Source organism: Paraburkholderia sacchari (assembly GCF_000785435.2).
GTDB lineage: Bacteria > Pseudomonadota > Gammaproteobacteria > Burkholderiales > Burkholderiaceae > Paraburkholderia > Paraburkholderia sacchari.
In genome coordinates this window covers 682,241-706,883 of the sequence record NZ_JTDB02000003.1, presented here as the reverse complement: position 1 = coordinate 706,883, position 24,643 = coordinate 682,241, and the positions used below count along the sequence as shown (strand labels likewise).

The following is a 24,643-nucleotide window of genomic DNA, read 5'->3' as shown; positions in this document are numbered from 1 at the left end:
TTCGCGATGATGCCGCGCGCGCGCCGCTCCGTGACGCCGAAGGTTCGCGATGTCCTCGCCGCCGCATGGATTTGGTGCGCGGTAACGGGCGGCGCCTCGGCGCTCGCGGCGAGCGCCATGCTGGGTGCGATGCAAGTTGGCGCGAATGCTGCGGCATTTGCGGGAGGTGCTGCGGCGCTCTTTGCGATGTCCTTGCTGCCTGCTGCGCTCGCGCGCCGCTTCGCCTCGCGGGCCACCGTGCCGGTGGCCACCTCGCTCATCCTCGTCATGGCGACAATGGCGGCAGCGGCCGTGCGGGCGCGCGCAGGCTTTTTGCCGATCGGCATTTCAATCGCACTCGCTTTGGCGGGTCTCGTCATGTTTGCAGCGGCATGGTCGAGCTTGCGGACGCGGCGTACGGAATCCGTAACGCCTCGCCAGCCAATTCATAGGACTCCGTTTCAATTCGCACAACGAGCGTTCACTACGGCGCTGCAAAGCAGCGCTGCCCTGCTCGTGCCCGCATTGCTGGCTGGGGTTTCGAGCGGCGTGCTCGCACGTTTCCAGTTCTTCGCCGTGTGCGGCAGCGGACCTTACTCGCTCGCGCAGTTGGCCGTTTCGCTTGGCGCGGCGGCTGGCCTGGGCCTGCTCGCGGAGCGTATCGACCACCGTTACGCATTGCTAGCGCTCTTCACGCTGCGCGGCGCGTTGCTGGCCGCGCTCACGCTCGATACGCTCGCACCGTGGGCCGTATTCGCCGCGCCAGCGTTCACCGTGCTCGACGCGCTCACGCTACCGACACTCCTGCGCATCGGCCTGGCGTCACAGGCAGGCTGCCCCGGCTTCGCGCACCACGCGGGCATGCTCGCGGGCGCTGCGTTGGCCACGACTTCCTGGGGTTTCGGCCCCGGGTTCCACACGCTCTTTCTCGCGAGCGCCACACTCAACCTCGTGTGCGCTTGCACACTCGCGGCTCGCCGCCACAGGCGCCGGGCTCACGTGCATGCGCCGCATTCCGCACAGCAGTATCCATCTAGCTACGCAGCGCACGCCCTTTCATCGGGCGGCGGAATCGACATTCGTTGACACCCAAGCACAGGACCCAATCGAGGAAACCCCATGGACCGCCAGGACTTCACGCACACGATCCGCACGCAGATGTTCGTCGACGGCCGCTTTTGCGCCAGCGGCGACAGCCGCACGTTCGCCGTCTTCAACCCCGCCACGGGCGCTGAAATCGCCCAGGTGCCGGACGCCGCCAACGCCGACATCGACGCCGCCGTTACCGCCGCGCGCCGCGCCTTCGACGCCGGCCCGTGGCGCCGCCTGCCGCCCTCCGAACGCGAGCGCCTGCTGCTGAAGCTCGCTGATCTCGTCGAACGCAACGGCGACGAACTCGCCGCGCTCGAAACGCTCAACCAGGGCAAACTGCTCGGCTTCTCGAAGATGCTCGAAGTGGGCGGCAGCGTGCAATGGCTGCGTTATATGGCGGGCTGGGCCACCAAGATCGAAGGCAGCACCGTCGACCTTTCGCTCGCCTTCCCGCCGGGCGTGCGCTACAACGCCTCCACGCGGCGCGTGCCGGCGGGCGTGGTCGCCGCCATCGTGCCGTGGAATTTCCCGCTGCTGATGGCCGTGTGGAAAATCGCGCCCGCGCTCGCCTGCGGCTGCACCGTCGTGCTCAAGCCCGCCGAGGAAACTCCGCTCACGGCAATCCGCCTGGCCGAACTCGCGCACGAAGCAGGCTTTCCGGCGGGCGTGTTCAACGTTGTCACCGGCCAGGGCGAGACAGCGGGCGCGGCGCTCGTGCGTCATGCAGGCGTGGACAAAGTCACCTTTACCGGCTCCACCGAAGTGGGCCGCATCATCGGCAAACAGTGCGCGAACGATCTCAAGCGCGTCTCGCTGGAGCTCGGTGGCAAGAGCCCGGTCATCGTGCTCGACGACTGCGACCCGCAACGCGCCATCGAAGGCGCTGCGGGCGCGATCTTCTTTAACCACGGCCAGGTCTGCACCGCCGGATCGCGCCTCTATGTGCCGCGCGCGCGCTTCGAGGAAATCGTCGAAGGCGTCGCGCAAGTGGCGCGCAACACCGTGCTCGGCTCCGGCTTCGATGCCGCCACACAGATGGGGCCGCTAGTTTCCTCGCGCCATCGCGACAAGGTGGCCGGCATGATCGCGCAAGGCCGCGCGGAAGGCGGAGAGATCGTGGCAGGCGGCGGCGACGGCAGGCGTGCAGGCTACTTCATCGAGCCCACGGTGATTGCAAACGCCGCCAACAAGCCGCTCACAGTGGTGCGCGAAGAAGTGTTCGGCCCGGTTCTCGTAGCAATGCCTTACGACGACGTCGAAGAAGCCATCGCTGCCGCCAACGCCTCCGAATACGGACTCGGCGCGAGCGTATGGACCAACCAGCTCGACCGCGCGCTGCGCGTGGTGGATGCGGTGCAGGCCGGCACTGTCTGGGTCAACACGCACAACATGGTGGATCCGGCGCTGCCCTTCGGCGGCTTCAAGGCCTCGGGCATCGGCCGCGAGCACGGCCGCGCCATCATCGATGCCTACACCGAGACGAAATCGGTCTGCATCGCGTATTGACGCGCAACGCCCGCACCGACAACACCGTGCGGGCGGGCCTTGCAGCGCCCATCGCGATGCTAAACTCCGGAGTCGAAAGCGCGACACCATCGCGCCCCACGCCGGGCAACGGCCGGCTAACCGGCCTTCCAGTGTCGACGCCCCTTGCGCCTACAACGACTCCAAACCATGTATCTCTCGATTCTCGCCGTCGGCATTGGCGGCGCGCTCGGCTCGCTGCTGCGCTGGGTGCTAGGCCTGCGCCTGAACGCTGCTTTCCCCACGTTGCCGCTCGGCACGCTCGCGTCCAACATCATCGCGGGCTACATCATTGGCGTGGCGCTCGCCGCGTTCGCGCGCCTGCCCGACGTCTCACCGCAGTGGCGCCTCTTCGTCATCACTGGCTGCATGGGCGGACTCTCGACGTTCTCGACCTTCTCCGCCGAGGTGGTCGCGCATCTGCAGCATGGCCGCCTCGGCTGGGCGGCGGGCGAGATCGCGATTCACGTGTGCGCCTCCGTGCTGATGACGATACTCGGCATCGCAACGGTCGCCGTGGTCATGCGCTAACGCCACATGCCTCAGGCTTGCGGCCGGCGATACCCGCCGAGCAGGCCATGCCTGGTAAGGACGTACTGCCAGAGTTGAATGTCACGCGCGCGGAACGCGCCCGCGCACGAGAGCAGATAATAGCGCCACATGCGATAGAAACGGTGCCCCATTTCGGGCGCGAAACGCGGCCACGCGGCCTCGAAGTTCGCGTGCCACGCCATCAGCGTGCGGTCGTAATCGGCGCCGAAATTGTGCAGATCCTCGACGACGAAAAGCCCGCCCGAGGCGTCCGCGATCTGGCCGATGGTGGGCAGCTCGCCGTTGGGGAAAATGTATTTGTCGACCCACGGATCGGGCGTGGTGTCGCGACGGTTCTTGCCGATCGTGTGCAGCACGAAGATGCCGTCGTCGACGAGGCAGCGATGCGCCACTTCCATATAGGCGCGGTAATTCTTGTGTCCGACGTGCTCGAACATGCCCACGCTCGCGATGCGATCGAATTTTTCGTCGAGCAGACGGTAGTCCTGCAGACGAAACTCCACGGGCAAACCTTTGCAACGCTCGGCGCCCAGCGCGGCCTGCTCCTTCGAGATCGTGACGCCCACGCAGGACACGCCATAGTGCTCGGCGGCGAATTTCATGAGACTGCCCCAGCCGCAGCCGATGTCGAGCAGACGCATGCCCGGCTCGAGCCCGAGCTTTCTGCAGATCAGATCGAGCTTGGCCTCCTGCGCTTCGTCCAGCGTCCTCGCGCCGCCCGACCAGTAGCCGCAGGTGTAGGTCATGCGCTTGTCGAGCATGGCCTCGTAAAACGCGTTGCCGATATCGTAGTGCTGCTGCCCCACTTTCCACGCGCGGCGCACCGTCTGCCGGTTCATGAGGCGCGCCTTGAGCGCGTGAAAAACCAGCCGGGCGGGATCGATCTGCTCATCGAGATGCGCACGCAGCACGCGCGCGAAGAATTCGTCGAGCCGATCGCAGTCCCACTGATCGTCCATGTACGCCTCGCCCAAGCCGAGGTTGCCGAGCGCGACCACGCGCTCCAGCACCTGCGGATCGTGGATGCGCATGTCCCACGGGCGGGCGCCATTGAGCCTGATGTCGGCGCGCGCCAGCAGTTCGGCGGCGAACCGCGAGGCCCCCGACGCGGCGACATCGCGGACGGCCTGAGGCGGCTCGACGTGCTGTGCGGGCTGTGCCGGCCCGGTAGCTTGAGCGGGTTGGTCTGCTTCGAGATCAGTCGTTGCCATACGTTCTCCGTGTAAACCGGAGTTGGCGCCTTCGCTATCGACCGGAATTGCGGCTTTGGCAATGAATCCGGTCCCATGCAGAGCTCCTTACTCCGATCCCATGCAAGAGGGTGCTATCAAGACATTTCTTCGTCGCGCACGCTGCGATAGCTCTAATGATGCACCCGCTTCAAAAAATCTGCAGGAACTCCGACGGACGGCCTGGCGTGGGCGATAATCGACCTTTTGGCGTGCAAGCGCCGCGCCCGAAACACTACCGAGAAACCCATGGCTTACGACGACAACAACATCTTCGCGAAACTGCTGCGCGGCGAAATTCCCTCCATCAAGCTGTGCGAGAACGACGCGGCGCTCGCGATCATGGACGTAATGCCGCAATCCGAAGGCCACGTGCTGGTGCTGCCGAAGGAGCCGGCCGAGGAAATTTACGAGTTGTCGCCCGAAGCAGTGGCCGCCTCGATGGCGATGGTGCAGAAACTGGCCGCGGCCGTGCGCAAGTCGCTCGCGCCGGATGGGCTGATGATCGCCCAGTTCAACGGTGCGGCGGCGGGTCAGACCGTGCCGCACGTGCACTTTCACCTCATTCCGCGCCGCAAGGGGGAGGATCTGCGTTTGCATGCTCGTGACATGGCGGACAAGGCTGAGCTTGAAGCGACCGCGGAGCGGATTCGGGCGGCGCTTTGAGGGCGCCCTCGCCTACTCCCCCTGCCGCAAAGAGTCTGCTATACTTCGCCTCCCGCCGGAGAGATGGATGAGCGGTTTAAGTCGCACGCCTGGAAAGCGTGTATAGGTTAATAGCCTATCGGGGGTTCGAATCCCCCTCTCTCCGCCAGAATTTAGCAAAAACCCCGCAAAATCAATGAGTTGCGGGGTTTTTTGTTTCTTGGCTTGTCAAGCGGCTATTAGAGCAATTTGCGAAGCCACGGCTAAGGATGCCGAATATAATCCACCAGCGCGACCGAATACTCATCCGGCTTCTTATCAACCAACTCACGATGATGGTCGCCAGAAACCCCGCCGGCACCCCAAACACGCCTGAACTAATCGGCTCGATCCCAAACCAGCGTGCGTCTTCAACCCCCGTAAGCTGCGTAAAGAACGGATACGTCGAAACGATGTAGTACGCGCACACCGCCAGCCCCGCCACAGCGCCAAGCCGCGTCGTGCGCTTCTACCCGGCACTAGCACCGGAAACCGACACGCCGCCGCGAGTGCGCCCGAGGCCACGAGTTCCAACATCAAATACGGCAGCGCTGTGGTCTCCCGGGGCGCAAGCAGCACCATGGCGGACCGCATCTGGATGTCGCTCCAGTGCACGATGCCGCCGCTGATGTCGGCGATACCGATCATGGTCGGCTCCATGATTGATGCCTGCTTCCATTCGATGCGCCCGCGCACACGTACACGGTTAGGCTGTTGGATGCAGTTTCGCAACGCGCCTTGATATCACTCAACACAGGGTGGTTTTTTAAATTTTGACCGATTGAAGCTCCATTATCGGCACGGTATAAGCGCCAGACGAGCCGAAAAGTCGTATCTGAGGCAGTCATAGTCCGAACCGAACATTGTTTTCTCATACGGCATTCCCCATGAAACCAAGCAAAAAGACGGAAGCGATAAAAGGCTAGAAATGTGGATGATCTTAAAGAGAAGAAGTCTTCTAATATTATTCTGCCTCTTGCCACTGCTACCTTTGCAAGGTTGCAAGAAAGAGCCTTATATGCTTGGAATCGTTGGTTATAACTATACCGACCGTGCAATCGCTAATTTTGGCGTAAACGGCCAAGGCGGCGGAAATATTGAGCTCAGTTCTCTTTATTCAGGCGGGGGAGGCACCGTGTGTTGTGTAGTAATGAGCCGCGACGCGAAAACGCCATTCTGGGTTGATGTTGAATACAAAATGAGCGCTCTCGAATCCTATCCGCCGAGAAAAATTATTGAGCCTTCAGCACCTTACAGAAAGACGAAGGTTCAGGTAACTGGCCCCGTCCCCGCTGATCCCAGCTATCTCGAGATTCATTTTTATCCGGATGGTCATATCGAGGCGGCCCTATCTGGCCGTGATGGTCCTTCGCCGCCACGGCTGAAGCTTGAGCGCCGTTTACCTTTCGTTCGATAAAAACACGGAGATCGAATGAATTCAAAGAACGTACTGCCAGCTTTTTCACTTTTCCTGTTGGCACTCCTGCTTCTGCAAGGTTGCAAGAAAGAGCCTTACATGCTTGGTTTGGTGGGATACAACTACACGGATCGGGCAATTTCGGACTTCTCGGTGAACGGGCAATGGGGTGCAAATCTCGTGTTAAGCACCCCAACATCTGGTGGAGGGAGCACTATGTGTTGCGTAGTAATGAGCCGCGACACGAAAACGCCATTCTGGGTCGATGTTGAATACAAAATGAGCGCTCTCGAATCCTATCCGCCGAGAAAAATTATTGAGCCCTCAGCACCTTACAGAAAAGCGAAAGTTCAGGTAACTGGCCCCGTCCCCGCTGATCCCAGCTATCTCGAGATTCATTTTTATCCGGATGGTCATATCGAGGCGGCCCTATCTGGCCGCGATGGTCCTTCGCCGCCACGGCTAAAGCTTGAGCGCCGCTTACCTTTCGTTCGATAAAAACACGGAGATCGAATGAATTCAAAGAGCGTACTGCCATCTTTTTTGTTTTCCCTGTTGGCACTCCTGCTTCTGTCGGGTTGCAAGAAAGAGCCCTATATGCTTGGAATCGTTGGTTATAACTATACCGACCGCGCAATCGCTAATTTTGGCGTAAATGATCAAGGTGGCGGAAATATTGAACTCAGTTCTCTTGATTCAGGCGGAGGAGGTACCATCTGTTGTGTAGTAATGAGCCGTGACACGAAAACGCCATTTTGGGTGACCGTCGAATATCAAATGGACGCACTCGAGTCATATCCTCCGCGCAGAGTAATCGAAGCAGCAGGGCCTTACATAAAAACAAAGGTTCAGGTTATCGGCCCCATCCCCTCCGATCCCAGCTATCTCGAGATTCATTTTTATCCGGATGGTCATATCGAGGCGGCCCTATCGGGCCGCGACGGCCCTTCGCCGCCGCGGCTAAAGCTTGAGCGCCGCTTACCTTTCGTTCGATAAAAAACACGGAGATCGAATGAATTCAAAAAGCGTACTGCTAGCCCTTTCGATTTTCCTGTTGGCACTCCTGCTTCTTCCGGGCTGCACGAAAGATCCTTATATGCTTGGTTTGGTTGGATACAACTACACGGACCGAGCAATTGCAGATTTCTCGGTGAACGGGCAATGGGGTGCAAATCTCGTGTTAAGCACCCCAACATCTGGTGGGGGGAGCACTATGTGTTGTGTAGTAATGAGCCGCGACACGAAAACGCCATTCTGGGTGACCGTCGAATATCAAATGGACGCGCTCGAATCATATCCGCCGCGCAGAGTAATCGAAGCAGCAGGGCCTTACAGAAAAACGAAGGTCCAGGTAATCGGCCCCGTCCCCTCTGACCCCAGCTATCTCGAGATTCATTTTTATCCGGATGGTCATATCGAGGCGGCCCTATCGGGCCGCGATGGCCCTTCGCCGCCGCGGCTGAAGCTTAAACGCCGCTTACCTTTCGTTCGATAAAGGATAGTCATGCTTGACGATACCCAAGTCCCGCAGGCTGCAGGTCTGCGCCCCTTGACGTTGCTTGAGCGGGAAGCGCGTGCGGCCTCGATGGCCTGTCTGGACCCCACCAAAAGACCCGGAATGGCGGATTGCTCCCAATCGATCTGGCTTTCACTATTTTTCGATGGAACGGGGAATAATCTGTTTAACGACACCAAGAAATTAAAACACAGCAACGTTTCGCGACTTTTTTTTGCGCATGAATCGGATAACGACGTAACAAGCCGATACCGTATCTATATCAACGGCCTTGGCACACCATTTCCAGAGATAGGCGAGCATACGTACAGCAAACCCGGGCTGGCTTTCGGAGTCGGCGGCGAGAAGCGCCTGCTATGGGCACGCAAACAGTTTGACGATCGGATTGAAAAGGCCGAGGCACGGGCAACAAACCCAAAACAGCCTATCCGGAACATCAATGTCGCCCTATTCGGCTTTTCCAGAGGCTCGGCACTCGCTCGCGCCTTTGCAGTGCGGCTCGCCAAGGAATGTCAGAATGTAGGAGATGGCTGGCAATATCGGGGACACCCTATCCGCCTGTATTTCATGGGCCTGTTCGACACGGTGGCGTCGGCCGGGCTGCCCGCGAGCTTCAAGCTTCTGGACCGCAGCCCGATGGTCAAGATTGCGACTACTGCGGCTTTCCCCACTCTGAGTTCCACCCTGGCGCTCGTTCCCAAGGACGGGCATTATTACTGGGCGAAGGACCTGAAAATCCCGCCAATGGTCGAACAATGTGTCCACTACGTGGCGGCGCATGAGGTCCGCGACTCGTTTCCACTTGACTCAGTGCGTGAAGGAAAGAGTTATCCGCCCAACTGCGTCGAGATCATCTATCCCGGCGTGCACTCGGACGTTGGAGGCGGTTACGCGCCGGGCGAACAAACGCGAACGCTGAAAGACGACGAAAAGCTGAGCCAGGTTCCGCTGTTGCATATGCATCGCGCCGCAAGAGTTGCGGGCGTCCCGCTTCAAGCGATCAATCTTCTCGACGTGGATACGAGGGCGACATTCAATCTATCGCCTAAAACCGCCTCACTCTTCGACGCCTACCAGACTTTTGCCAAGGCATCCGGACCGGTCGAAAATGCCGTCGCCGAACATCTCTACCCGCTGTATATCACGCGTAGCCATCTGTCCAAGTTGACCAACGACGAGGCAGCCCACGCGCGTGCTCCCGCAGCAAAGCATGTTCTCCAGCAGACGGGAAACGGCGACCTTGTAAAAGACGTGGACAAGGAACTAGCGAGAATCACCGCAGGCGGTAACGCCGTAAACACGGCGTCAGCGGAAGCGGAAACGCGCAAGATCAATGGCAAATCACTCAGCTTGCGCGAAGCGATGCTGGCGCGTGCGTACGAGGACGTGTCCTTGATCACTGGCTCCAGCGAAATCCGCCAGACACTGCTTGAATTCTTTGACTACATCGTGCACGACTCCGTGGCGGGTTTTGGCTCGGACGCGTCGAAACTGCAAAACTGGAGAATGATCTACTTCGGAGATCAGGGCTATGAGCCTGCTAACGACTGGAATGTCGCAGACGCGAACAAGCCCGACGAAGACGCGGATGCCATCGCTTGAGAAATGATCCTGCCAGCGTTGCGGGATTTGATCGTATCCTTGCGCCGCTCATTTGCCGATTGAACGTCTTTCGCCCACCGCTCAATCGCCGAGCGACGCACATCCGATACAACAGTCGGGCTGCCGACCTTCCCTAAGGATGCCGAATATAATCCACCAGCGCGACCGAATACTCATCCGGCTTCTCACCAACCAGACTCACGATGATGGTCGCCAGAAACCCCGCCGGCACCCCAAACACGCCTGAACTAATCGGCTCGATCCCAAACCAGCGTGCGCCTTCAAACCCCGTAAGCTGCGTAAAAAACGGATACGTCGAAACGATGTAATACACGCACACCGCCAGCCCCGCCACCATCCCCGCCACCGCGCCCAGCCGCGTCGTACGCTTCCAGAACACCCCCAGCACGAGCACCGGAAACAGGCTCGACGCCGCCAGCGAAAACGCCGCGCCCACCAGAAATAGGATATTTCCGGCATTGAGCGAGGCCACCCACGAAGCAAACAGGGCCACGCCCAACAGCAGAATCTTCGACATGGTCACACGCCGCTGGCTGGAAGCGTTCGGGTCCACCATGTGGTAGTACACATCGTGCGAAAGCACGTTCGAGATCGTGAGCAGCAGCCCGTCCGCCGTCGAGAGTGCCGCCGCAAGCGCGCCCGAGGCCACAAGTCCCGACATCACATACGGCAGCCCCGCAATCTCCGGCGCGGCGAGCACCACCATATCCGGCTGCATCTGAATGTCGCTCCAGTGCACGATGCCGTCGCCGTTGATATCGGCAATGCCGATCATGGTCGGCTCCATGCGCCGCCACTGCATCACCCAATGCGGCAGATCGGCGAAATGCAGCCCCGTGAGGTGCGAAAGAATTTCGAACTTGATGAGCACCGCCAGCACCGGCACCGTCAAATAAAACAGCGCGACGAAGAGCAGCGTCCACCCCACCGAACGCCGCGCCGACGCCACCGAAGTCGTCGTGTTGTAGCGCGTGAGAATGTGCGGCAAGCTCGCCGTGCCGAGCGAAAGGCACAGCAGCAGCGAGAGGAAATTGCGTTCGTGAATGCGCCGCGCCTCGTCGTTATCGGCGGGAAATGGTTCGTGCATCGCCACAGGCGGCGCGGCGCGCGCGAGCAGGTCGTCGCGCTGCTGGGTCCATGCCACGCGCGCGGCTTCGGGGTCGCGCGGGAAATGCTCGATCTCGCGTTCGAGCGAATCGATCTCGCGCAGCGGACCGTTGTGGCGGCGCATGTTCGCGAGCGCATCGATAAGGCGCGTCTTCTCTTCCGCATACGACTGCGGCAGCGCATCGAGCCGCGATTGCCATAGCGCGGCGCGGTGCGCGTACTCGTCGCGCACGTTCGTCTCCGCGCTGGTGTCGCGCACCTCGCGCTCGAGCGTTTCCACGCGCTGCATCACCTTGCCGTAATCGAATTGCGGCAGCCAGCCGAGACCATCTCGATGCGCGATCAACGAAACCGGGATCAGGATCGCCGCGATCAGGATGATGTATTGCGCCACCTGGGTCCACGTGACCGCGCGCATGCCGCCCAGAAATGAGCACACGAGAATGCCGGCGAGCCCGCAAAAGATGCCGATGGCGAAATCCACGCCGATGAAGCGCACCGCGATCAGCCCCACGCCCTGGATCTGCGCGACGAGATAGACGAACGAGCAGATGATGGTGGCCAGCACGGCGAGCGCGCGCACGAGGTTGCTGGAGAAGCGCGTACCGAGGAAATCCGCGATGGTGTAGCGCGCGAGCTTGCGCACGTAAGGTGCAAGCAGGAACGCGACGAGACAGTAGCCGCCCGTCCATCCCATCAGGTAGGCAAGGCCGTCGTAGCCGCTCGCGTAGAGCGAGCCCGCGAGGCCGATGAACGAGGCCGCCGAGAGCCAGTCGGCCGCCGTCGCCATGCCATTGAAGAACGACGGCACGCGGCGTCCCGCGACGTAGTACTCGACCAGGTCCGAGGTGCGCGAGAGCAGTCCGATTACGGCATAGACGGCAATCGGCACGAACAGGAACACGTAGCCGATCCACATGCCGGGGCCGGTGGCCAGTTCGATGCGCCACATCACGAAGATGAAGCCGAGGAAGCCGAGCGTATAGAGCGCGTAGGAGCGGATCAACCGGTGCGCGAGCCTCATCGTTGCTGCGCCTGGCTGGCCTCGCGAATGGCCGTATCGGCTTCGCGCGCGGCCTGCAGTTCGCGGTCGGCGCGCTGCATCAGCACGATGTAGAGCGCTACGAGCCCGATATAAACGAGGATCGCCCCTTGCGCGCCGATATAGAACGGCAGGCTGAAGCTCGCGAAGCGCACGCTGTCGAGCGAGCGAGCGAACAGCGGCACGATAAACGACACCGCGAAGCCGATGCTCATGAGCACCGCGATCAGCACCAGATTGAAGCGCCAGTAGCGCCGATGCGCGAGCGCCATCGCCTCGCTCACCGGCGGCGGCTCGGGCAAGGCGTTGAGGTTGTTTTTCGGAGGGGTGTGTGGTGCGGCCATGCGCTTGTGTAGCAAAAACGCGCATGGCCGGCAATCGGGAAGATCCGGCCTTGCATGGGGCCGGAGTATCGAGCTACCGCACCGGACCGAGTGCTTTAGCGCTCGATCCGGCAATCAAACAACGCTCAAAGCGCCTCGCCAAGCTGATCGAGAATCGCGGGATTCTCGAGCGTGGAGACGTCCTGCGTGATCGCCTCGCCCTTCGCGAGCGAGCGCAGCAAACGGCGCATGATCTTGCCCGAGCGCGTCTTCGGCAGGTTTTCGCCGAAGCGGATGTCCTTCGGTTTCGCGATCGGTCCGATCTCCTTGCCCACCCACGCGCGCAGTTCGGCGGCGAGCTTCACGGCGTCCTCGCCGTGCGGGCGTGCGGCCTTGAGCACCACGAACGCCACCACGGCTTCGCCGGTGGTGTCGTCGGGACGGCCCACCACGGCGGCTTCGGCCACCAGCGGGTTCGCCACCAGCGCCGACTCGATCTCCATCGTGCCGAGGCGGTGGCCCGAGACGTTCAGCACATCGTCGATGCGGCCCATGATGGTGAAGTAGCCCGTTTCCTTGTCGCGCACGCTGCCGTCGCCGGCCAGGTACAGCTTGCCGCCGAGTTCCTCGGGGAAGTAGCCCGATTTGTAGCGCTCCGGTTGGCCCCACACGTTGCGGATCATCGCGGGCCACGGGCGCTTCACGACCAGAATGCCGCCCTGCCCGTTGGGCACGTCCTGGCCGGTTTCGTCGACGATCGCCGCCATGATGCCCGGCAGCGGCAGCGTGCACGAGCCCGGCACGAGCGGCGTGGCGCCCGGCAGCGGCGTGATCATGTGGCCGCCGGTTTCGGTCTGCCACCAGGTGTCGACGATCGGGCAGCGCTTGCCGCCCACGTTCTCGTAGTACCACATCCACGCTTCGGGGTTGATCGGCTCGCCCACCGTGCCGAGGATGCGCAGCGAAGAAAGGTCATAGCTCTTCGGGTGCACCTTCGCATCGGCTTCCGCGGACTTGATGAGCGAGCGGATGGCCGTGGGCGCGGTGTAGAACACGGTGACCTTGTGCTTCTGGATCATGTCCCAGAAGCGGCCAGCGTTCGGGTATGTGGGGATGCCCTCGAACATGACCTGCGTCGCGCCGATCGTGAGCGGGCCGTAGGCGATATAGCTGTGGCCCGTGACCCAGCCAATGTCGGCCGTGCACCAGAATACGTCGGTGGGCTTCCAGTCGAAGGTCCACTTCATGGTCTGCGCCGCCCACAGCAGATAGCCGGCGGTGCTGTGCTGCACGCCCTTGGGCTTGCCGGTCGAGCCCGACGTATAGAGGATGAAAAGCGGATGCTCGCCGCTCACGGGCACCGGCGGGCAGGTCTCGCTCTCGGCTTGCGAGAGTTCGTGCATCCAGTGATCGCGGCCTTCGGTCCAGCCGACCTTGCCGCCCGTGCGCCTGTAGACGATCACGCTCTTGACGGCTTCGCAGCCGCCCATGGCGATGGCTTCGTCGGCGATGTTCTTCAGCGGCAGCGCCTTGCCGCCGCGCATCTGCTCGTCGGCGGTGATGAGCGCGACCGCGCCCACGTCCACCATGCGCTCGTTGAGCGACTTCGACGAAAAGCCGCCGAACACCACCGAATGCGTCGCGCCGATGCGCGCGCAAGCCTGCATGGCCACCACGGCCTCGACCGACATCGGCATGTAGATGACCACGCGGTCGCCCTGCTTCACGCCGCGTTTCGTGAGCGCGTTGGCGAAGCGCGAGACGCGCGAGAGCAGGTCCTTGTAGGTGACGTTGGTGACGGTGCCGTCGTCGGCTTCGAAGATGATCGCGACGCGCTCGCCATTGCCCGCTTGCACGTGGCGGTCGAGGCTGTTGTACGAAGCGTTGAGCTCGCCGTCCTCGAACCAGGTGTAGAACGGCGCCTTCGACTCGTCGAGCACTTTCGTGAAGGGCTTTTGCCACGTCAGCGTTTCGCGCGCGAGACGCGCCCAGAAACCTTCGTAATCGCGCTCGGCTTCGGCGCACAAAGCCTTGTATGCGTCCATGCCGGACACCGTAGCGTCCGCCACCGTTTGCGCCGAAGGCGCAAACACACGATGTTCCTGAAGAACCGATTCAATCGCAGACATCGACAACCCCTTGGTGAAGATGAAACGTCAAACTCGTAGACGCGCGCAGGATCTTCGATACCTGCCGCGCGCCGTCTCCTTGTGCGGGCTCGCGCGCGAACCCATGCACGCAAGATTAAACATGGCAACTTACCCGCTACTTACGCGGGCCGCCACGCAATAGCCGTCAGTTAAGCGGGCATTTAGAATGCTAACTGATCTGTATGCCCGGATTCCAGCTTGAACCGCTATTCCCTTTTCCTCGTCGCCGCCATGCTGCTGGTGGGCAGCAATGTCGGCATTGGCAAAACGATCGTTGCGTTTCTGCCTGTTCCCATGTTCGCGCTGCTGCGTTTCGTGATCGCGCTCGCCGTACTCTGGCCCCTGCTGCGCGTCGCGCGCATGCGGCGCGTAAAGCGCGGCGAATGGGTCAATCTGTTCCTTCAGGCCCTCTTCGGTACATTCGGGTTTACGCTGCTGATGCTCGGCGGCGTGCATCGCACGAGCGCGGTGGCCGCCGGTGTCATCACGAGCACGATCCCTGCCGTGGTCGCGCTGTTCTCGTGGCTGTTCCTGCGCGAGCGGCCCGACGCACGGGCGTTCGCGTCTATTGCGCTCGCCATTGCGGGCATCGCCGTCATCAATCTCGCGCATGCGGGCAGCGGCGCGCAAAACGCAGGATCGTTCGCCGACAACTTCGCGGGCAATCTGATGGTGCTGGGCGCGGTGTGCTGCGAATCGTTCTATGTGATCCTTTCGCGCCGCCTCACGCAAACGCTCGCGCCGCTCGAAATCTGCGCATACACGCACCTGTTCGGCTTTTTGCTGATGCTGCCGGTCGGGCTGCCTGGCGTAGTGTCGTTCGTGATGTCGCCCGCTCATGCGAGCGTGCCCGTGAGCGTCTGGGCCCTCGTGATCTGGTATGGGCTCTCGGCCAGCGTGTTCTCGTTCTGCCTCTGGATGATGGGCATCCGCCACGTGCCGGGCAGCGTCGCGGGAGTGTTTTCCGCCGTGCTGCCGGTGGCTGCGGCGCTGTATGGCATCGCCTTTCTCGACGAGCGGCCCACGCCCGCGCACGGCATCGCGCTGGCCTGCGTGATCGGCGGCATCGCGCTCGCGAGTCTCAAGACCCGGCGGCTGCCGCCTGTGGCGTCGTAATTTATTTGTAAGACTTGCCTGCTGGCGTCGCGGCGAAGCGGCGCGCCGACGCGTTACAATGACGCCCGCCCGGCCCTCCCGGCCACAGGTTTGCGCCCGATTTTTCGCCACTCCGGAAACATCCATGTCCGCTGCACGCCACCAGCCGCCTTCCGCCGCTCGCCCCCGCCGCATGGGCCTGCTGCCCAGCATCATCTTCATGAGCCGCTGGCTCCAGGTGCCGCTCTATCTCGGGCTGATCGTCGGACAAACCGTTTACTGCGTGCTGTTCGTGAAGGAAGTCTGGCACCTCGTGAGCCACGCCATGTCACTCGACGAGACCAGCATCATGCTCGCCGTGCTCGGCCTGATCGACGTGGTGATGATCTCGAACCTGCTGATCATGGTGATCGTGGGCGGTTACGAAACCTTCGTTTCGCGCATGGGCCTCGAAGGCCACCCCGACGAGCCCGAATGGCTCGACCACGTGAACGCCGGCGTGCTCAAGGTGAAGCTCGCGATGGCGCTCATCAGCATTTCGTCGATTCATCTGCTGAAAACCTTCATCAATCCCGACGCGGTGTCCGAGCGCACGGTGATCTGGCAAGTGGCCATTCACATCGCCTTCCTGCTCTCCGCGCTCGTGATGGCGTGGATCGACCGCATCACCACGCATACACATCCCGAGCACTACCACGACCTCGCCGCGCGCCATCCGGCGCCGGCAAGCACCGTGGTGCGCGAGGCCGCAACGTCGGAATAGCCACCCGGCGCGCAGCATCCACGCTTGATTCGCTAGACACGATTTACACGATTCAAAAACCCCCACTGTCCCCACAGAAGCCAGCCATGACCGTCATCAAACAGGAAGACCTGATCCAGAGCATTGCGGATTCGCTGCAATACATCAGCTACTACCATCCGCAGGATTACATCGAGGCGCTCGGCCGCGCGTATGAGCTTGAAGAAAGCCCGGCCGCGAAGGATGCAATCGCGCAGATTCTCACGAACAGCCGCATGTGCGCCGAGGGCCGCCGCCCGATCTGCCAGGACACCGGCATCGTCACGATCTTCGTGAAGGTCGGCATGGACGTGCGCTGGGACGGTGCGACGATGGGCGTGACCGACATGATCAACGAAGGCGTGCGCCGCGGTTATCTGAACCCGGACAACGTGCTGCGCGCCTCGATCGTGAGCCCGCCCGAAGGCGGCCGCAAGAACACCAAGGACAACACGCCGGCCGTGATCCACTACGAGATCGTGCCGGGCGACAAAGTGGACGTGCAAGTTGCGGCCAAGGGCGGCGGCTCGGAGAACAAGTCGAAGTTCGTGATGCTGAACCCGTCCGACTCGATCGTCGACTGGGTGCTCAAGACCGTGCCGACGATGGGCGCGGGCTGGTGCCCGCCGGGCATGCTCGGCATCGGCATCGGCGGCACCGCTGAAAAGGCGATGCTGATGGCGAAGGAATCGCTGATGGAGTCCATCGACATTCAGGACATCATCAAGCGCGGTCCGAAGGACTGGGTCGAAGAGCTGCGCGTGGAACTGCACGAGAAGGTCAACGCGCTCGGCATTGGCGCGCAGGGTCTGGGCGGCCTCGCCACCGTGCTCGACGTGAAGATTCACGCGGCGCCCACGCACGCGGCGTCCAAGCCCGTTGCGATGATCCCGAACTGCGCCGCCACGCGCCACGCGCACTTCGTGCTCGACGGATCGGGCCCCGCGAAGCTCGAAGCACCCTCGCTCGACGCATGGCCGAAGGTCAACTGGGAGCCGAACACGGAAACCAGCAAGCGCGTCGATCTGAACACGCTCACGCCCGAAGAAGTCGCTTCGTGGAAGCCGGGCCAGACGCTGCTGCTCTCGGGCAAGATGCTCACGGGCCGCGACGCGGCGCACAAGCGCATTGCCGACATGCTCGCGAAGGGCGAAAAGCTGCCGGTGGACTTCAAGAACCGCGTGATCTACTACGTGGGTCCGGTCGATCCGGTGCGCGACGAAGTGGTCGGCCCGGCAGGCCCCACCACCGCCACCCGCATGGACAAGTTCACCGAACTGATGCTCTCGCAAACGGGCCTCATCTCGATGGTGGGCAAGGCCGAGCGCGGCCCCGTGGCGATCGAGGCGATCAAGAAGCACAAGGCGGCTTACCTGATGGCCGTGGGCGGCGCGGCGTACCTCGTCTCGAAGGCGATCCGCGGCTCGAAGGTCCTCGCGTTCGAAGACCTCGGCATGGAAGCCATCTACGAGTTCGACGTGCAGGACATGCCGGTGACGGTCGCCGTGGATTCGTCGGGCACCTCGGTCCACAAGACCGGCCCCGCCGAATGGCAGGCGAAGATCGGCAAGATTCCGGTCGCGACGGTCTGATGCGCGGCTGATTCAGCCGATGCAAAAAAACCGGGGCCTGGCGCCCCGGTTTTTTATTGATCGACGCGAAAAGGTCTGATTCAACCTCGATTTCCATGCGGATTCGGCCTTGGCTTTTGCGGATCGAGCGTTTATTGTTGGAAACCCGCGTTTGAATCCTGCGGTTGAAAACCGCACGCCCTCAATAGGACGGAACATCATGCAAGGCGATAAAAAAGTCATCGAATACTTGAACGCCCAGCTCAAGAACGAGCTGACCGCCATCAATCAGTATTTCCTGCATGCACGCATGTACAAGCACTGGGGCCTGGAAAAGCTCGGCAAGCACGAGTACGACGAGTCGATCGGCGAAATGAAGCATGCCGACCTGCTCATCGAGCGCGTTTTCATGCTCGACGGCCTGCCCAATCTGCAAGACCTGCATAAGCTGCTGATCGGCGAGGAGACCAAGGAAATCCTCGAATGCGATCTGAAGCTCGAGCAGATTTCGCAGTCCACCTGCAAGGAAGCTATCGCCTACTGCGAGTCCGTGCGCGACTTCGTCTCGCGCGAGATTTTCGCGACGATACTCCACGACACTGAAGAACACATCGACTGGCTCGAAACCCAGCTCGATCTCATCGACAAGGTCGGCATCCAGAACTACCAGCAGTCGGCAATGGGTTCCACTGATTCCTGATCACTCACTTGAACGCTCCGGCTTCTTCCTGCGCCGCGCCCATCGGCATCTTCGATTCGGGGCTCGGCGGCCTTTCGGTGCTGCGCGCCGTGCGCGCGCAATTGCCCGCCGAACGCCTCATCTACGTGGCCGACTCGCGCTATGCGCCCTATGGCAAGCGCGACGACGACTTTATCGCCGACCGCACGCTCGCCATCTGCGAATGGCTCGTCGCGCAGGGCGCCAAGGCGCTCGTGGTGGCCTGCAACACGGCCACCGCGCAATCCATCGCGCTCGTGCGCGAGCGGCTCGCGGTCCCGCTCGTGGGCGTGGAGCCCGGCATCAAGCCTGCGGCCGCGCTCTCCAAATCGCGCGTGGCAGGCGTGCTCGCCACCGAGGTGACGCTGCGCAGCGCGCGCTTTCAGGCACTGGTCGAGCGCCACGCCGCCGATCTGCGCGTGCTCTGCCAGCCGGGCCACGGACTCGTGGAAGCAGTCGAGCGCTGCGACGTGGATTCGCCGGCGCTTGTCGAACTGCTGCGCGGCTATGTGCAGCCGATGCTCGACGCGGGCGCGGACACGCTCGTGCTCGGCTGCACGCACTACCCATTTCTCGATGCAGCCATCCGCTCGATCGTGGGCGAGCGAATGACGCTGGTGGATACGAGTGTAGCCATCGCGCGCCAGCTCGAGCGCGTGCTCGATCAGCATGGTTTGCGCGCATATCCGGCCGACGACGTCGGAAGCACGACGGCGCGCTTCTGCTCGACCAGCGACGGCGCGCATCTGCGCACGCTCGCGGCGGCCTTGCTCGGCATCGAGGCGCAGGTCGAATGCGTGAGCATCCCCTCGCCGCGCACGCGCGAGCCCGAAGCCAACGCCGCCTGAATACCATCCGGGCCGCCTGCTCCCGGCGGCCCCACGCGTCACGTCAAGCCTTTGCCTTCCCACCCCATTTCTGCCCGATCTCACCGGACTCCCGTCCACATTGATCCAATGCATACCCCGTGCTAAGGGTCCGGTTCTGTTACAAAAAATCTGTGCGCGCGCTTGCCAAAGCAGGCAAACATAATGATAATAATTCGCATTAACTCTCTCTATTGCGGTTCATCATGATTGTCTGCGTGTGCAAGTCCGTCTCCGACCGAACGATCCGCGCCTCCATCGCGGAAGGCATGGACTCTTTCGACGAGTTGCAATTCGAACTCGGCGTCGCGACCTGCTGCGGCAAGTGCGAGGAATCCGTGCGCGAAGTGATGGCGCAAAGCGGCGCCTGCGCGACGCACTGCGGCGTGAGCCATGCGCGCCCGGCAGCCATGCCGCAAGCCGTTCCCCTGACGTTCTACGAGCGCAAGGCCGCCTGATTCCTGCGCCGCGCGCCTCATTCCTCAGGTCGCGCGCCTTTGCCGCACCGCTCGCACGCGTTCACGCCCGGGCGCTTTACTGCCCGCCTTACCGCCGACAGCAAGCCAGTTTCACGACCAGCCAGCTAGTCCCCGTGTCCTTTTGAAGAAGGAGTGTGCCGGGATGGAATTGCTGATCGGATTCGTGACCACTGTGTGTATTTCGCTGTTGATCTTTCGCAAATAAAGCCGCCCGTTGCGACGCGTTGCCCAGCCTGCGCGCCGTTGCTTTTCTGGCGGCCACGCTAACATGCAGGCTTCCCAAACCACCGCCACCGCGCAAGTGCTTCCCGCTTTTCGTCCCTCGGGCACGCAACGCCGCGTCGTGACCGCATGCGCGACCGTCGTCGCGCTGCACGCCGGACTCGTTGCCATCGCGCTGCACCAACGCAACGCCATCACGCCGGTCTCGCTCGAATCGCGGACCATCACCGCCGAGCTGCTCCAGCCCGAACCCGTTGCCGCGCCGGCCGCGATCCAGTCGACGCCCACGCCGCCTCCGCCCAAGCCGGTGCCGCGCGTGAGCCGCGAGCAACCCAAGGTTCAGCCCAAACCCAAGCCAACGCCCACGCCGCTGCCGGTCGCCGACGCGCCCTCGCAGCACGTGATCGAAACAAGCGCGCCCGCCGAACCGGCGACGCCCGCGCCCACCCCGCCCGCTCCGGCGCCCGCCACGCAGGCCGCCGCCCCCGCCCAAGGCAAGCCGACGATGGCGCTCACCGCGCCCAAAAACGTCTCGCATCTCGACTGCAACATCGTCGAGCCCGATTACCCGATGCTCTCGAAGCGTCGCGGCGAGACCGGCGTGGCCCACGTGCACTTCGTGGTGGGGCTCACGGGCAAGCTCGAAAACATCGAACTCAGGAAGAGCAGCGGCTACAGCCGCCTCGACGACGCCGCGCTTGCCGCCATGCGCAACAGCACTTGCAAGCCGTACATGGAAGACGGTCAGCCGGTGCGCGCGGCCTACACGCAGCCATTCGATTTCAGCCTGCAAAACTAAAGGCTCGCTCATCTGAATTGCACTGTTTAGACGAATTGAAATAAAGGAAAAACTATGCAGAACTACGGTATCGCCCACGTCTGGGCGCAAGGGGATTTCGTGACGCGCGGTATCGCGCTCGCGCTGCTGATCATGTCGGTGCTGTCTTGGTGCGTTATCGTCGTGAAGGGCTGGAACGTCGCGCGCCTGAAGCGCCTTACGAAGAACGCCGAGACCTCGTTCTGGCATTCGGACGATCTCGCCGACGGCGTGAAAAAGCTCGGCAGCGGCACGCGCGAAGACAACCCGTTCCTCGCGCTCGCGCTCTCGGGCCAGGAAGCCGCCGAGCATCATCACCAGACGCAGCCGCATCTGCACGACCGCATGGACGTCTCGGACTGGATCACGCGCTGCCTGAAGGACACCATGGACGACTCGATCGCGAAGATGCAGTCGGGCCTCGCAATCCTCGCCTCGATCGGCAGCACGGCGCCGTTCGTCGGCCTGTTCGGCACGGTGTGGGGCATCTATCACGCGCTGCTCACCATTGGCGCGACGGGCCAGACTTCGATCGACGCGGTGGCGGGCCCGGTGGGCGAGGCGCTGATCATGACCGCGTTCGGCCTGTTCGTCGCGATTCCTGCCGTGCTTGGCTACAACGCGCTCACGCGCGCCAACAAGTCGGTCGTCACGAAGCTCAACCGTTTCGCGCACGGCCTGCATGCGTTCTTCGTAACGGGCGCGCGCCTGTCGTCGACGGCGAAGGGCGGCAATCTGCGCGTCGCCGCGCGCAGCCACTAATCGAGCGGAGGCCAGCAACATGGCGATGAGCCCCTTTGCCAGCGACGATGACGACGGCCTGATGAACGAGATCAACATGACGCCGCTCGTCGACGTCATGTTGGTTCTCCTGATCGTCTTCATGGTGACGATTCCCGTGATCCGCCACGCTGTGAAGATCGATCTGCCGCACGCGAGCAGCCAGAAGGAAGACGCCAAGCCCGCGCAGATCAACATCGCGATCGAGGCGGACGGCACGGTGCTGTGGGACGGCGCGGCCGTCAACGACGACGCGCTCAAGACGAAGATCGCCGCAGCGGCGCAACAGCAGCCGCAGCCCGAGCTGCATCTGAATGCGGACCGCAAGGTCGCCTACGAAAAGGTCGCGCAGGTGATGTCGGCCGCGCAGAGCGGCGGCCTGACCAAACTTGGCTTCGTCACCGATCCCGCCCGCCATTGAGCGAGGAAAACCGAAGAAGCCGAAGATTTCGAAGTCCAAAGTAAAAGGCCCCCATCGTCAGATGAGGGCCTTTTTTCGTGCGCACGCGGCGCATTCGGGCGGTGGCGACGATCCCCGACAATCGTTCGGTTCACATCGGCACATGCGACTGCCGTGGTCGACACGGACTGCGCTTTCAGCCCTGAAGGCTCGCTATGATAGCGGCCATCAATTCCCGCACAAGACCGGTGCTTGGCGAGAGGGATTTCAATATATTCCTCTCGCCGCCCGCGTTCAATACTTCGGCCATTGAAAGTAACGATTGCCGGCGGCGCTTAAATGCCAAAACACAAACGGCGCACCAACAGTCCGTTTCGCGCTATGCGCATCGGCTCGAAATTCGGGCACGCGTAAGCACGTACCGCGTAAGCATGTACCGTACATGTTCGCAAAGCTTGAGCTTTCATATGCGATGCACCGCGCGGACTTCAAATCCGGACATCAAACTGTTTCGCTCTTGCGCGCCTTCGTTGACGGCGCGCCGCCCTGCCCCATCAGCGCAATCACATCGCTCTTGAGCGGGCATTCCTGCTGCAGGCCCTTTCCGGAGTCGAGCACTTCGACCAGATAGTCGACGAACGCGCGCACAGCGGGCACCATGCCCTGGCGCGAGAGAAATACCGCGTAAAGCTGCGGCACCGGCAGCGTCCAGCCCGGCATCACAGGCGAGAGCTTGCCCGTGCGCAACGCGGCACCGTACATCATTTCCGGCATCGCGGCGATGCCAAGGCCGGCCAGCACCGCTTCGCGAATGACCGTGAGGTCGGCGGTGATGAGCCTCGGCTCGTGCTCGTGCGCGTGATGCGTGCCGTCGGGCGCGATCAGGTGGTACACATGGCGGCCATCGCTCGTGGGCGTATCGAGCGTTTCGAAACGTGTGAGATCCTCGGGCGCGAGCGGCGGCGCGTTCTGCGCGAGCAAACTGGGCGAGCCCACCAGCATCTGCTCGGTGCGCCAGAGCGGCCGCACCACGATATTGGCGTTCTCCGGCGGCTCCGAGCGCACGCGCAAGGCGATATCGACCGAGTCTTCGAACAGGTCGATCACGCGGTTCGTCACGCGCATCACCACCCGCACTTCGGGGTAGCGATGCATGAATTCGGGGATGATCTGCGAAAAGATGGTTTGCGACAGCGTGACCGGCACGCTTACGCGCACCGTGCCGCGCGGCGACGAGCGCAATGACTGAACGACGTTCACCGCGGCCTGCGCCTCCGAGAGCATCGCGCGGCAATGCTGGTAGAACAGCTCGCCTGCCTCGGTAAGCGCGAGCTTGCGTGTGGAACGCTGCAACAGACGCACGCCGAGCGACGCCTCCAGCTCGCTCACCCGCCGCGAGAGACGCGACTTCGATATGCCAAGCACGCGTTCTGCGGCCGAGAATCCGCCGTGCTCCACCACCTGCGAGAAGTACATCAGGTCGTTCAGGTTGTGCGAATCGATTTGCATGTCGTCGTTCCAGCGATGGGACAATCCATTGCGATCAGGCCGTCAAACACGCCAAATCGGGTACCTATAATAGCGGTTTGTTTCGCATATCGCGTAATTCCCACTTTTTCGAGGTGATATCCATGTCGGCCGTCCGCTCGATCGCCCACGTCTTTCCCGCGGTTCGCACCACCGAGGGCGGTGGCTTCATCGTCAATCGACCCTTCCCCACCCGCCAGCTGATGGATTTCGATCCGTTCCTGCTGCTCGACGAGATGGGGCCGGTCGATTACGCGCCCGGCGCGGCCAAGGGCGCGCCCGATCATCCGCACCGGGGCTTCGAGACGGTCACTTATATGCTCGAGGGACGCTCCGGCCACAAGGACTCGGCCGGCCATTCAGGCACGCTCGGACCCGGCGACGTGCAATGGATGACGGCGGGCGCGGGCGTGGTTCACAGCGAAATGCCCGACCCCGAATTCGTCCACACGGGCGGCCGCATGCACGGGCTGCAGTTGTGGGTGAACCTGCCCGCCAGCGACAAGATGATCGCGCCGCGCTACCAGGAGATGCCGCATGCGCGGATTCCGCAGGGACGCTCGGCGGACGGCCTCGCCACGGTCAAGGTCATCGCGGGCGAATCGCTGGGCGCGAGAGCGGCCATCGAAACGCGCACGCCGATCCTGTACCTGCACTTCACGCTTGCGCCCGGCGCGCGCGTGGAGCAGCCGGTGCCCGCGGGCTGGAACGTGTTCGCCTACGGTCTTTCCGGCACGGCGCAATACGGGGCGAATGGCGAAGAGATCGGCGCGCAGCACATGGTGGCCTTCGCGGGCGACGGCGACACCGTCGCGATTGCCACGTCTGCCGAGGCGGCCGAGCCCGTCGAAGTGCTGCTGATCGGCGGCCTGCCGCTCAACGAGCCAGTCGTGCGCTACGGCCCGTTCGTGATGAACACCGAGCAGGAGATCCGCGAGGCGGTGCTCGACTATCAGGCGGGGCGCATGGGGAGCATCGCTCGCTGAGTGCGCCGGGCTGGACCGGGCGTTTCGAAATCGCGCGGCGTGCGTGCATTGTCGACACCTCCGCAGCCTGATCCGCTTTCCGTCACAATAAGGTTTTCCATGCCGCGCGCCCCACGGGCCGGCCCAACGGGCTGGCCCAACCGGCTGCGGCGTGTTCCCTTTC

Annotated in this window: 24 protein-coding genes, 1 tRNA gene and 1 pseudogene; 20 read left to right on the top strand and 6 right to left on the bottom strand. The window is 62.5% G+C overall.

The genetic code is table 11. The features are described from left to right. The first annotated feature begins 6 nt into the window (after positions 1 to 6). From NH14_RS15560 to crcB, 3 genes are all read left to right on the top strand, one after another. Complete coding sequence (locus NH14_RS15560) at positions 7 to 1,065, top strand: hypothetical protein (RefSeq protein ID WP_035534986.1); 1,059 nt, start codon at positions 7 to 9, stop codon at positions 1,063 to 1,065. A gap of 33 nt (positions 1,066 to 1,098) precedes the next feature. Beyond that, complete coding sequence (gene styD, locus NH14_RS15555) at positions 1,099 to 2,577, top strand: phenylacetaldehyde dehydrogenase StyD (RefSeq protein WP_035534990.1); 1,479 nt, start codon at positions 1,099 to 1,101, stop codon at positions 2,575 to 2,577. A gap of 168 nt (positions 2,578 to 2,745) precedes the next feature. Continuing rightward, complete coding sequence (gene crcB, locus NH14_RS15550; RefSeq protein ID WP_035534992.1) at positions 2,746 to 3,126, top strand: fluoride efflux transporter CrcB; 381 nt, start codon at positions 2,746 to 2,748, stop codon at positions 3,124 to 3,126. Between the two features lie 11 nt (positions 3,127 to 3,137). On the opposite strand, the gene cfa is transcribed toward crcB, so the two are convergent. Beyond that, positions 3,138 to 4,358 carry a cyclopropane fatty acyl phospholipid synthase gene (cfa, locus tag NH14_RS15545; protein WP_052148624.1) on the bottom strand — a complete coding sequence of 407 codons (1,221 nt, stop codon included), beginning with the start codon at positions 4,356 to 4,358 and terminating at the stop codon, positions 3,138 to 3,140. Positions 4,359 to 4,625: 267 nt separating this feature from the next. Here cfa and NH14_RS15540 point away from each other — a divergent pair, with 267 nt between their 5' ends. Both NH14_RS15540 and NH14_RS15535 read left to right on the top strand, forming a co-directional pair. Continuing rightward, positions 4,626 to 5,042, top strand: coding sequence for an HIT family protein (locus NH14_RS15540; RefSeq protein WP_035534995.1), 417 nt, complete (start codon positions 4,626 to 4,628; stop codon positions 5,040 to 5,042). Between the two features lie 57 nt (positions 5,043 to 5,099). After that, a tRNA-Ser gene (locus NH14_RS15535) sits at positions 5,100 to 5,190 on the top strand. A gap of 94 nt (positions 5,191 to 5,284) precedes the next feature. Here NH14_RS15535 and NH14_RS33500 read toward each other — a convergent pair. Next, a pseudogene (locus tag NH14_RS33500) lies at positions 5,285 to 5,717 on the bottom strand (hypothetical protein); the annotation flags it as partial. A 361-nt stretch (positions 5,718 to 6,078) separates the two neighbouring features. On the opposite strand from NH14_RS33500, the gene NH14_RS15530 reads away from it, so the two are divergent. The 5 genes from NH14_RS15530 to NH14_RS15510 are packed head-to-tail and all read left to right on the top strand — an operon-like array spanning position 6,079 to position 9,595. Continuing rightward, positions 6,079 to 6,477: a DUF3304 domain-containing protein gene (locus NH14_RS15530; RefSeq protein WP_161790906.1), complete on the top strand. Its 399-nt coding sequence runs from the start codon at positions 6,079 to 6,081 to the stop codon at positions 6,475 to 6,477. Between the two features lie 15 nt (positions 6,478 to 6,492). Beyond that, positions 6,493 to 6,975, top strand: a complete 483-nt coding sequence (locus tag NH14_RS15525) for a DUF3304 domain-containing protein (RefSeq protein ID WP_168727146.1) — start codon at positions 6,493 to 6,495, stop codon at positions 6,973 to 6,975. Between the two features lie 15 nt (positions 6,976 to 6,990). Beyond that, positions 6,991 to 7,473, top strand: coding sequence for a DUF3304 domain-containing protein (locus NH14_RS15520; protein ID WP_084225130.1), 483 nt, complete (start codon positions 6,991 to 6,993; stop codon positions 7,471 to 7,473). A 16-nt stretch (positions 7,474 to 7,489) separates the two neighbouring features. After that, on the top strand, positions 7,490 to 7,972 hold the full coding sequence (locus NH14_RS15515; RefSeq protein ID WP_084225128.1) for a DUF3304 domain-containing protein: 483 nt from the start codon (positions 7,490 to 7,492) through the stop codon (positions 7,970 to 7,972). 9 nt (positions 7,973 to 7,981) lie between these two features. Further along, complete coding sequence (locus NH14_RS15510) at positions 7,982 to 9,595, top strand: T6SS phospholipase effector Tle1-like catalytic domain-containing protein (protein WP_084225126.1); 1,614 nt, start codon at positions 7,982 to 7,984, stop codon at positions 9,593 to 9,595. 133 nt (positions 9,596 to 9,728) lie between these two features. Here NH14_RS15510 and NH14_RS15505 read toward each other — a convergent pair whose 3' ends face one another. The 3 genes from NH14_RS15505 to acs all read right to left on the bottom strand — a co-directional run bounded on the left by NH14_RS15505 (position 9,729) and on the right by acs (position 14,217). Next, entirely contained in the window at positions 9,729 to 11,747 is a 2,019-nt protein-coding gene (locus NH14_RS15505; protein WP_035522874.1) for a sodium:solute symporter family protein, read from the bottom strand. Then, the gene (locus tag NH14_RS15500; RefSeq protein ID WP_035522871.1) at positions 11,744 to 12,109 is read right to left on the bottom strand and encodes a DUF4212 domain-containing protein; all 366 of its coding nucleotides are present in this window, start codon (positions 12,107 to 12,109) and stop codon (positions 11,744 to 11,746) included. Before NH14_RS15500 ends, NH14_RS15505 begins: the two co-directional genes overlap by 4 nt. A 125-nt stretch (positions 12,110 to 12,234) precedes the next feature. After that, complete coding sequence (gene acs, locus NH14_RS15495; protein ID WP_035522868.1) at positions 12,235 to 14,217, bottom strand: acetate--CoA ligase; 1,983 nt, start codon at positions 14,215 to 14,217, stop codon at positions 12,235 to 12,237. A gap of 219 nt (positions 14,218 to 14,436) precedes the next feature. On the opposite strand from acs, the gene NH14_RS15490 reads away from it, so the two are divergent. The 9 genes from NH14_RS15490 to NH14_RS15450 all read left to right on the top strand — a co-directional run bounded on the left by NH14_RS15490 (position 14,437) and on the right by NH14_RS15450 (position 21,988). Next, a complete protein-coding gene (locus tag NH14_RS15490; RefSeq protein WP_035522863.1) occupies positions 14,437 to 15,354 on the top strand; it encodes a DMT family transporter in 918 nt (305 codons plus the stop codon). 124 nt (positions 15,355 to 15,478) lie between these two features. Then, positions 15,479 to 16,096, top strand: coding sequence for a TIGR00645 family protein (locus tag NH14_RS15485; protein ID WP_035522859.1), 618 nt, complete (start codon positions 15,479 to 15,481; stop codon positions 16,094 to 16,096). Between the two features lie 86 nt (positions 16,097 to 16,182). Continuing rightward, a complete protein-coding gene (locus NH14_RS15480; protein WP_035522856.1) occupies positions 16,183 to 17,706 on the top strand; it encodes a fumarate hydratase in 1,524 nt (507 codons plus the stop codon). A 199-nt stretch (positions 17,707 to 17,905) separates the two neighbouring features. Continuing rightward, on the top strand, positions 17,906 to 18,385 hold the full coding sequence (bfr, locus tag NH14_RS15475) for a bacterioferritin (RefSeq protein ID WP_035522854.1): 480 nt from the start codon (positions 17,906 to 17,908) through the stop codon (positions 18,383 to 18,385). An 8-nt stretch (positions 18,386 to 18,393) separates the two neighbouring features. After that, entirely contained in the window at positions 18,394 to 19,251 is an 858-nt protein-coding gene (gene murI / locus NH14_RS15470) for a glutamate racemase (protein ID WP_035522851.1), read from the top strand. A gap of 224 nt (positions 19,252 to 19,475) precedes the next feature. Beyond that, entirely contained in the window at positions 19,476 to 19,727 is a 252-nt protein-coding gene (locus tag NH14_RS15465; protein WP_035522848.1) for a (2Fe-2S)-binding protein, read from the top strand. Positions 19,728 to 20,016: 289 nt separating this feature from the next. Then, the gene (locus NH14_RS15460; RefSeq protein ID WP_035522845.1) at positions 20,017 to 20,769 is read left to right on the top strand and encodes an energy transducer TonB; all 753 of its coding nucleotides are present in this window, start codon (positions 20,017 to 20,019) and stop codon (positions 20,767 to 20,769) included. A gap of 54 nt (positions 20,770 to 20,823) precedes the next feature. Further along, on the top strand, positions 20,824 to 21,549 hold the full coding sequence (locus NH14_RS15455) for a MotA/TolQ/ExbB proton channel family protein (protein WP_035522843.1): 726 nt from the start codon (positions 20,824 to 20,826) through the stop codon (positions 21,547 to 21,549). Positions 21,550 to 21,568: 19 nt separating this feature from the next. After that, entirely contained in the window at positions 21,569 to 21,988 is a 420-nt protein-coding gene (locus NH14_RS15450) for an ExbD/TolR family protein (RefSeq protein ID WP_035522840.1), read from the top strand. 480 nt (positions 21,989 to 22,468) lie between these two features. Here the strand turns inward: NH14_RS15450 and NH14_RS15445 are convergent, their stop codons facing one another. Further along, a complete protein-coding gene (locus NH14_RS15445; protein WP_052147844.1) occupies positions 22,469 to 23,476 on the bottom strand; it encodes a LysR family transcriptional regulator in 1,008 nt (335 codons plus the stop codon). 122 nt (positions 23,477 to 23,598) lie between these two features. On the opposite strand from NH14_RS15445, the gene NH14_RS15440 reads away from it, so the two are divergent. Beyond that, the gene (locus tag NH14_RS15440; RefSeq protein WP_035522838.1) at positions 23,599 to 24,480 is read left to right on the top strand and encodes a pirin family protein; all 882 of its coding nucleotides are present in this window, start codon (positions 23,599 to 23,601) and stop codon (positions 24,478 to 24,480) included. The last annotated feature ends 163 nt before the right edge of the window (positions 24,481 to 24,643 follow it).

Excerpts from the sequence above, each read along its gene's own strand:
- NH14_RS15445 (WP_052147844.1), bottom strand. The coding sequence starts at position 23,476 with ATGCAAATCGATTCGCACAACCTGAACGACCTGATGTACTTCTCGCAG.
- NH14_RS15540 (WP_035534995.1), top strand. The coding sequence starts at position 4,626 with ATGGCTTACGACGACAACAACATCTTCGCGAAACTGCTGCGCGGCGAA.
- styD (WP_035534990.1), top strand. The coding sequence starts at position 1,099 with ATGGACCGCCAGGACTTCACGCACACGATCCGCACGCAGATGTTCGTC.
- NH14_RS15450 (WP_035522840.1), top strand. The coding sequence starts at position 21,569 with ATGGCGATGAGCCCCTTTGCCAGCGACGATGACGACGGCCTGATGAAC.
- NH14_RS15505 (WP_035522874.1), bottom strand. The coding sequence starts at position 11,747 with ATGAGGCTCGCGCACCGGTTGATCCGCTCCTACGCGCTCTATACGCTC.
- NH14_RS15500 (WP_035522871.1), bottom strand. The coding sequence starts at position 12,109 with ATGGCCGCACCACACACCCCTCCGAAAAACAACCTCAACGCCTTGCCC.
- NH14_RS15560 (WP_035534986.1), top strand. The coding sequence starts at position 7 with ATGATGCCGCGCGCGCGCCGCTCCGTGACGCCGAAGGTTCGCGATGTC.
- acs (WP_035522868.1), bottom strand. The coding sequence starts at position 14,217 with ATGTCTGCGATTGAATCGGTTCTTCAGGAACATCGTGTGTTTGCGCCT.
- NH14_RS15465 (WP_035522848.1), top strand. The coding sequence starts at position 19,476 with ATGATTGTCTGCGTGTGCAAGTCCGTCTCCGACCGAACGATCCGCGCC.
- NH14_RS15485 (WP_035522859.1), top strand. The coding sequence starts at position 15,479 with ATGTCCGCTGCACGCCACCAGCCGCCTTCCGCCGCTCGCCCCCGCCGC.
- NH14_RS15480 (WP_035522856.1), top strand. The coding sequence starts at position 16,183 with ATGACCGTCATCAAACAGGAAGACCTGATCCAGAGCATTGCGGATTCG.
- NH14_RS15530 (WP_161790906.1), top strand. The coding sequence starts at position 6,079 with ATGCTTGGAATCGTTGGTTATAACTATACCGACCGTGCAATCGCTAAT.
- NH14_RS15455 (WP_035522843.1), top strand. The coding sequence starts at position 20,824 with ATGCAGAACTACGGTATCGCCCACGTCTGGGCGCAAGGGGATTTCGTG.
- NH14_RS15515 (WP_084225128.1), top strand. The coding sequence starts at position 7,490 with ATGAATTCAAAAAGCGTACTGCTAGCCCTTTCGATTTTCCTGTTGGCA.
- cfa (WP_052148624.1), bottom strand. The coding sequence starts at position 4,358 with ATGGCAACGACTGATCTCGAAGCAGACCAACCCGCTCAAGCTACCGGG.
- crcB (WP_035534992.1), top strand. The coding sequence starts at position 2,746 with ATGTATCTCTCGATTCTCGCCGTCGGCATTGGCGGCGCGCTCGGCTCG.
- NH14_RS15525 (WP_168727146.1), top strand. The coding sequence starts at position 6,493 with ATGAATTCAAAGAACGTACTGCCAGCTTTTTCACTTTTCCTGTTGGCA.
- NH14_RS15520 (WP_084225130.1), top strand. The coding sequence starts at position 6,991 with ATGAATTCAAAGAGCGTACTGCCATCTTTTTTGTTTTCCCTGTTGGCA.
- NH14_RS15440 (WP_035522838.1), top strand. The coding sequence starts at position 23,599 with ATGTCGGCCGTCCGCTCGATCGCCCACGTCTTTCCCGCGGTTCGCACC.
- bfr (WP_035522854.1), top strand. The coding sequence starts at position 17,906 with ATGCAAGGCGATAAAAAAGTCATCGAATACTTGAACGCCCAGCTCAAG.
- NH14_RS15460 (WP_035522845.1), top strand. The coding sequence starts at position 20,017 with ATGCAGGCTTCCCAAACCACCGCCACCGCGCAAGTGCTTCCCGCTTTT.
- NH14_RS15510 (WP_084225126.1), top strand. The coding sequence starts at position 7,982 with ATGCTTGACGATACCCAAGTCCCGCAGGCTGCAGGTCTGCGCCCCTTG.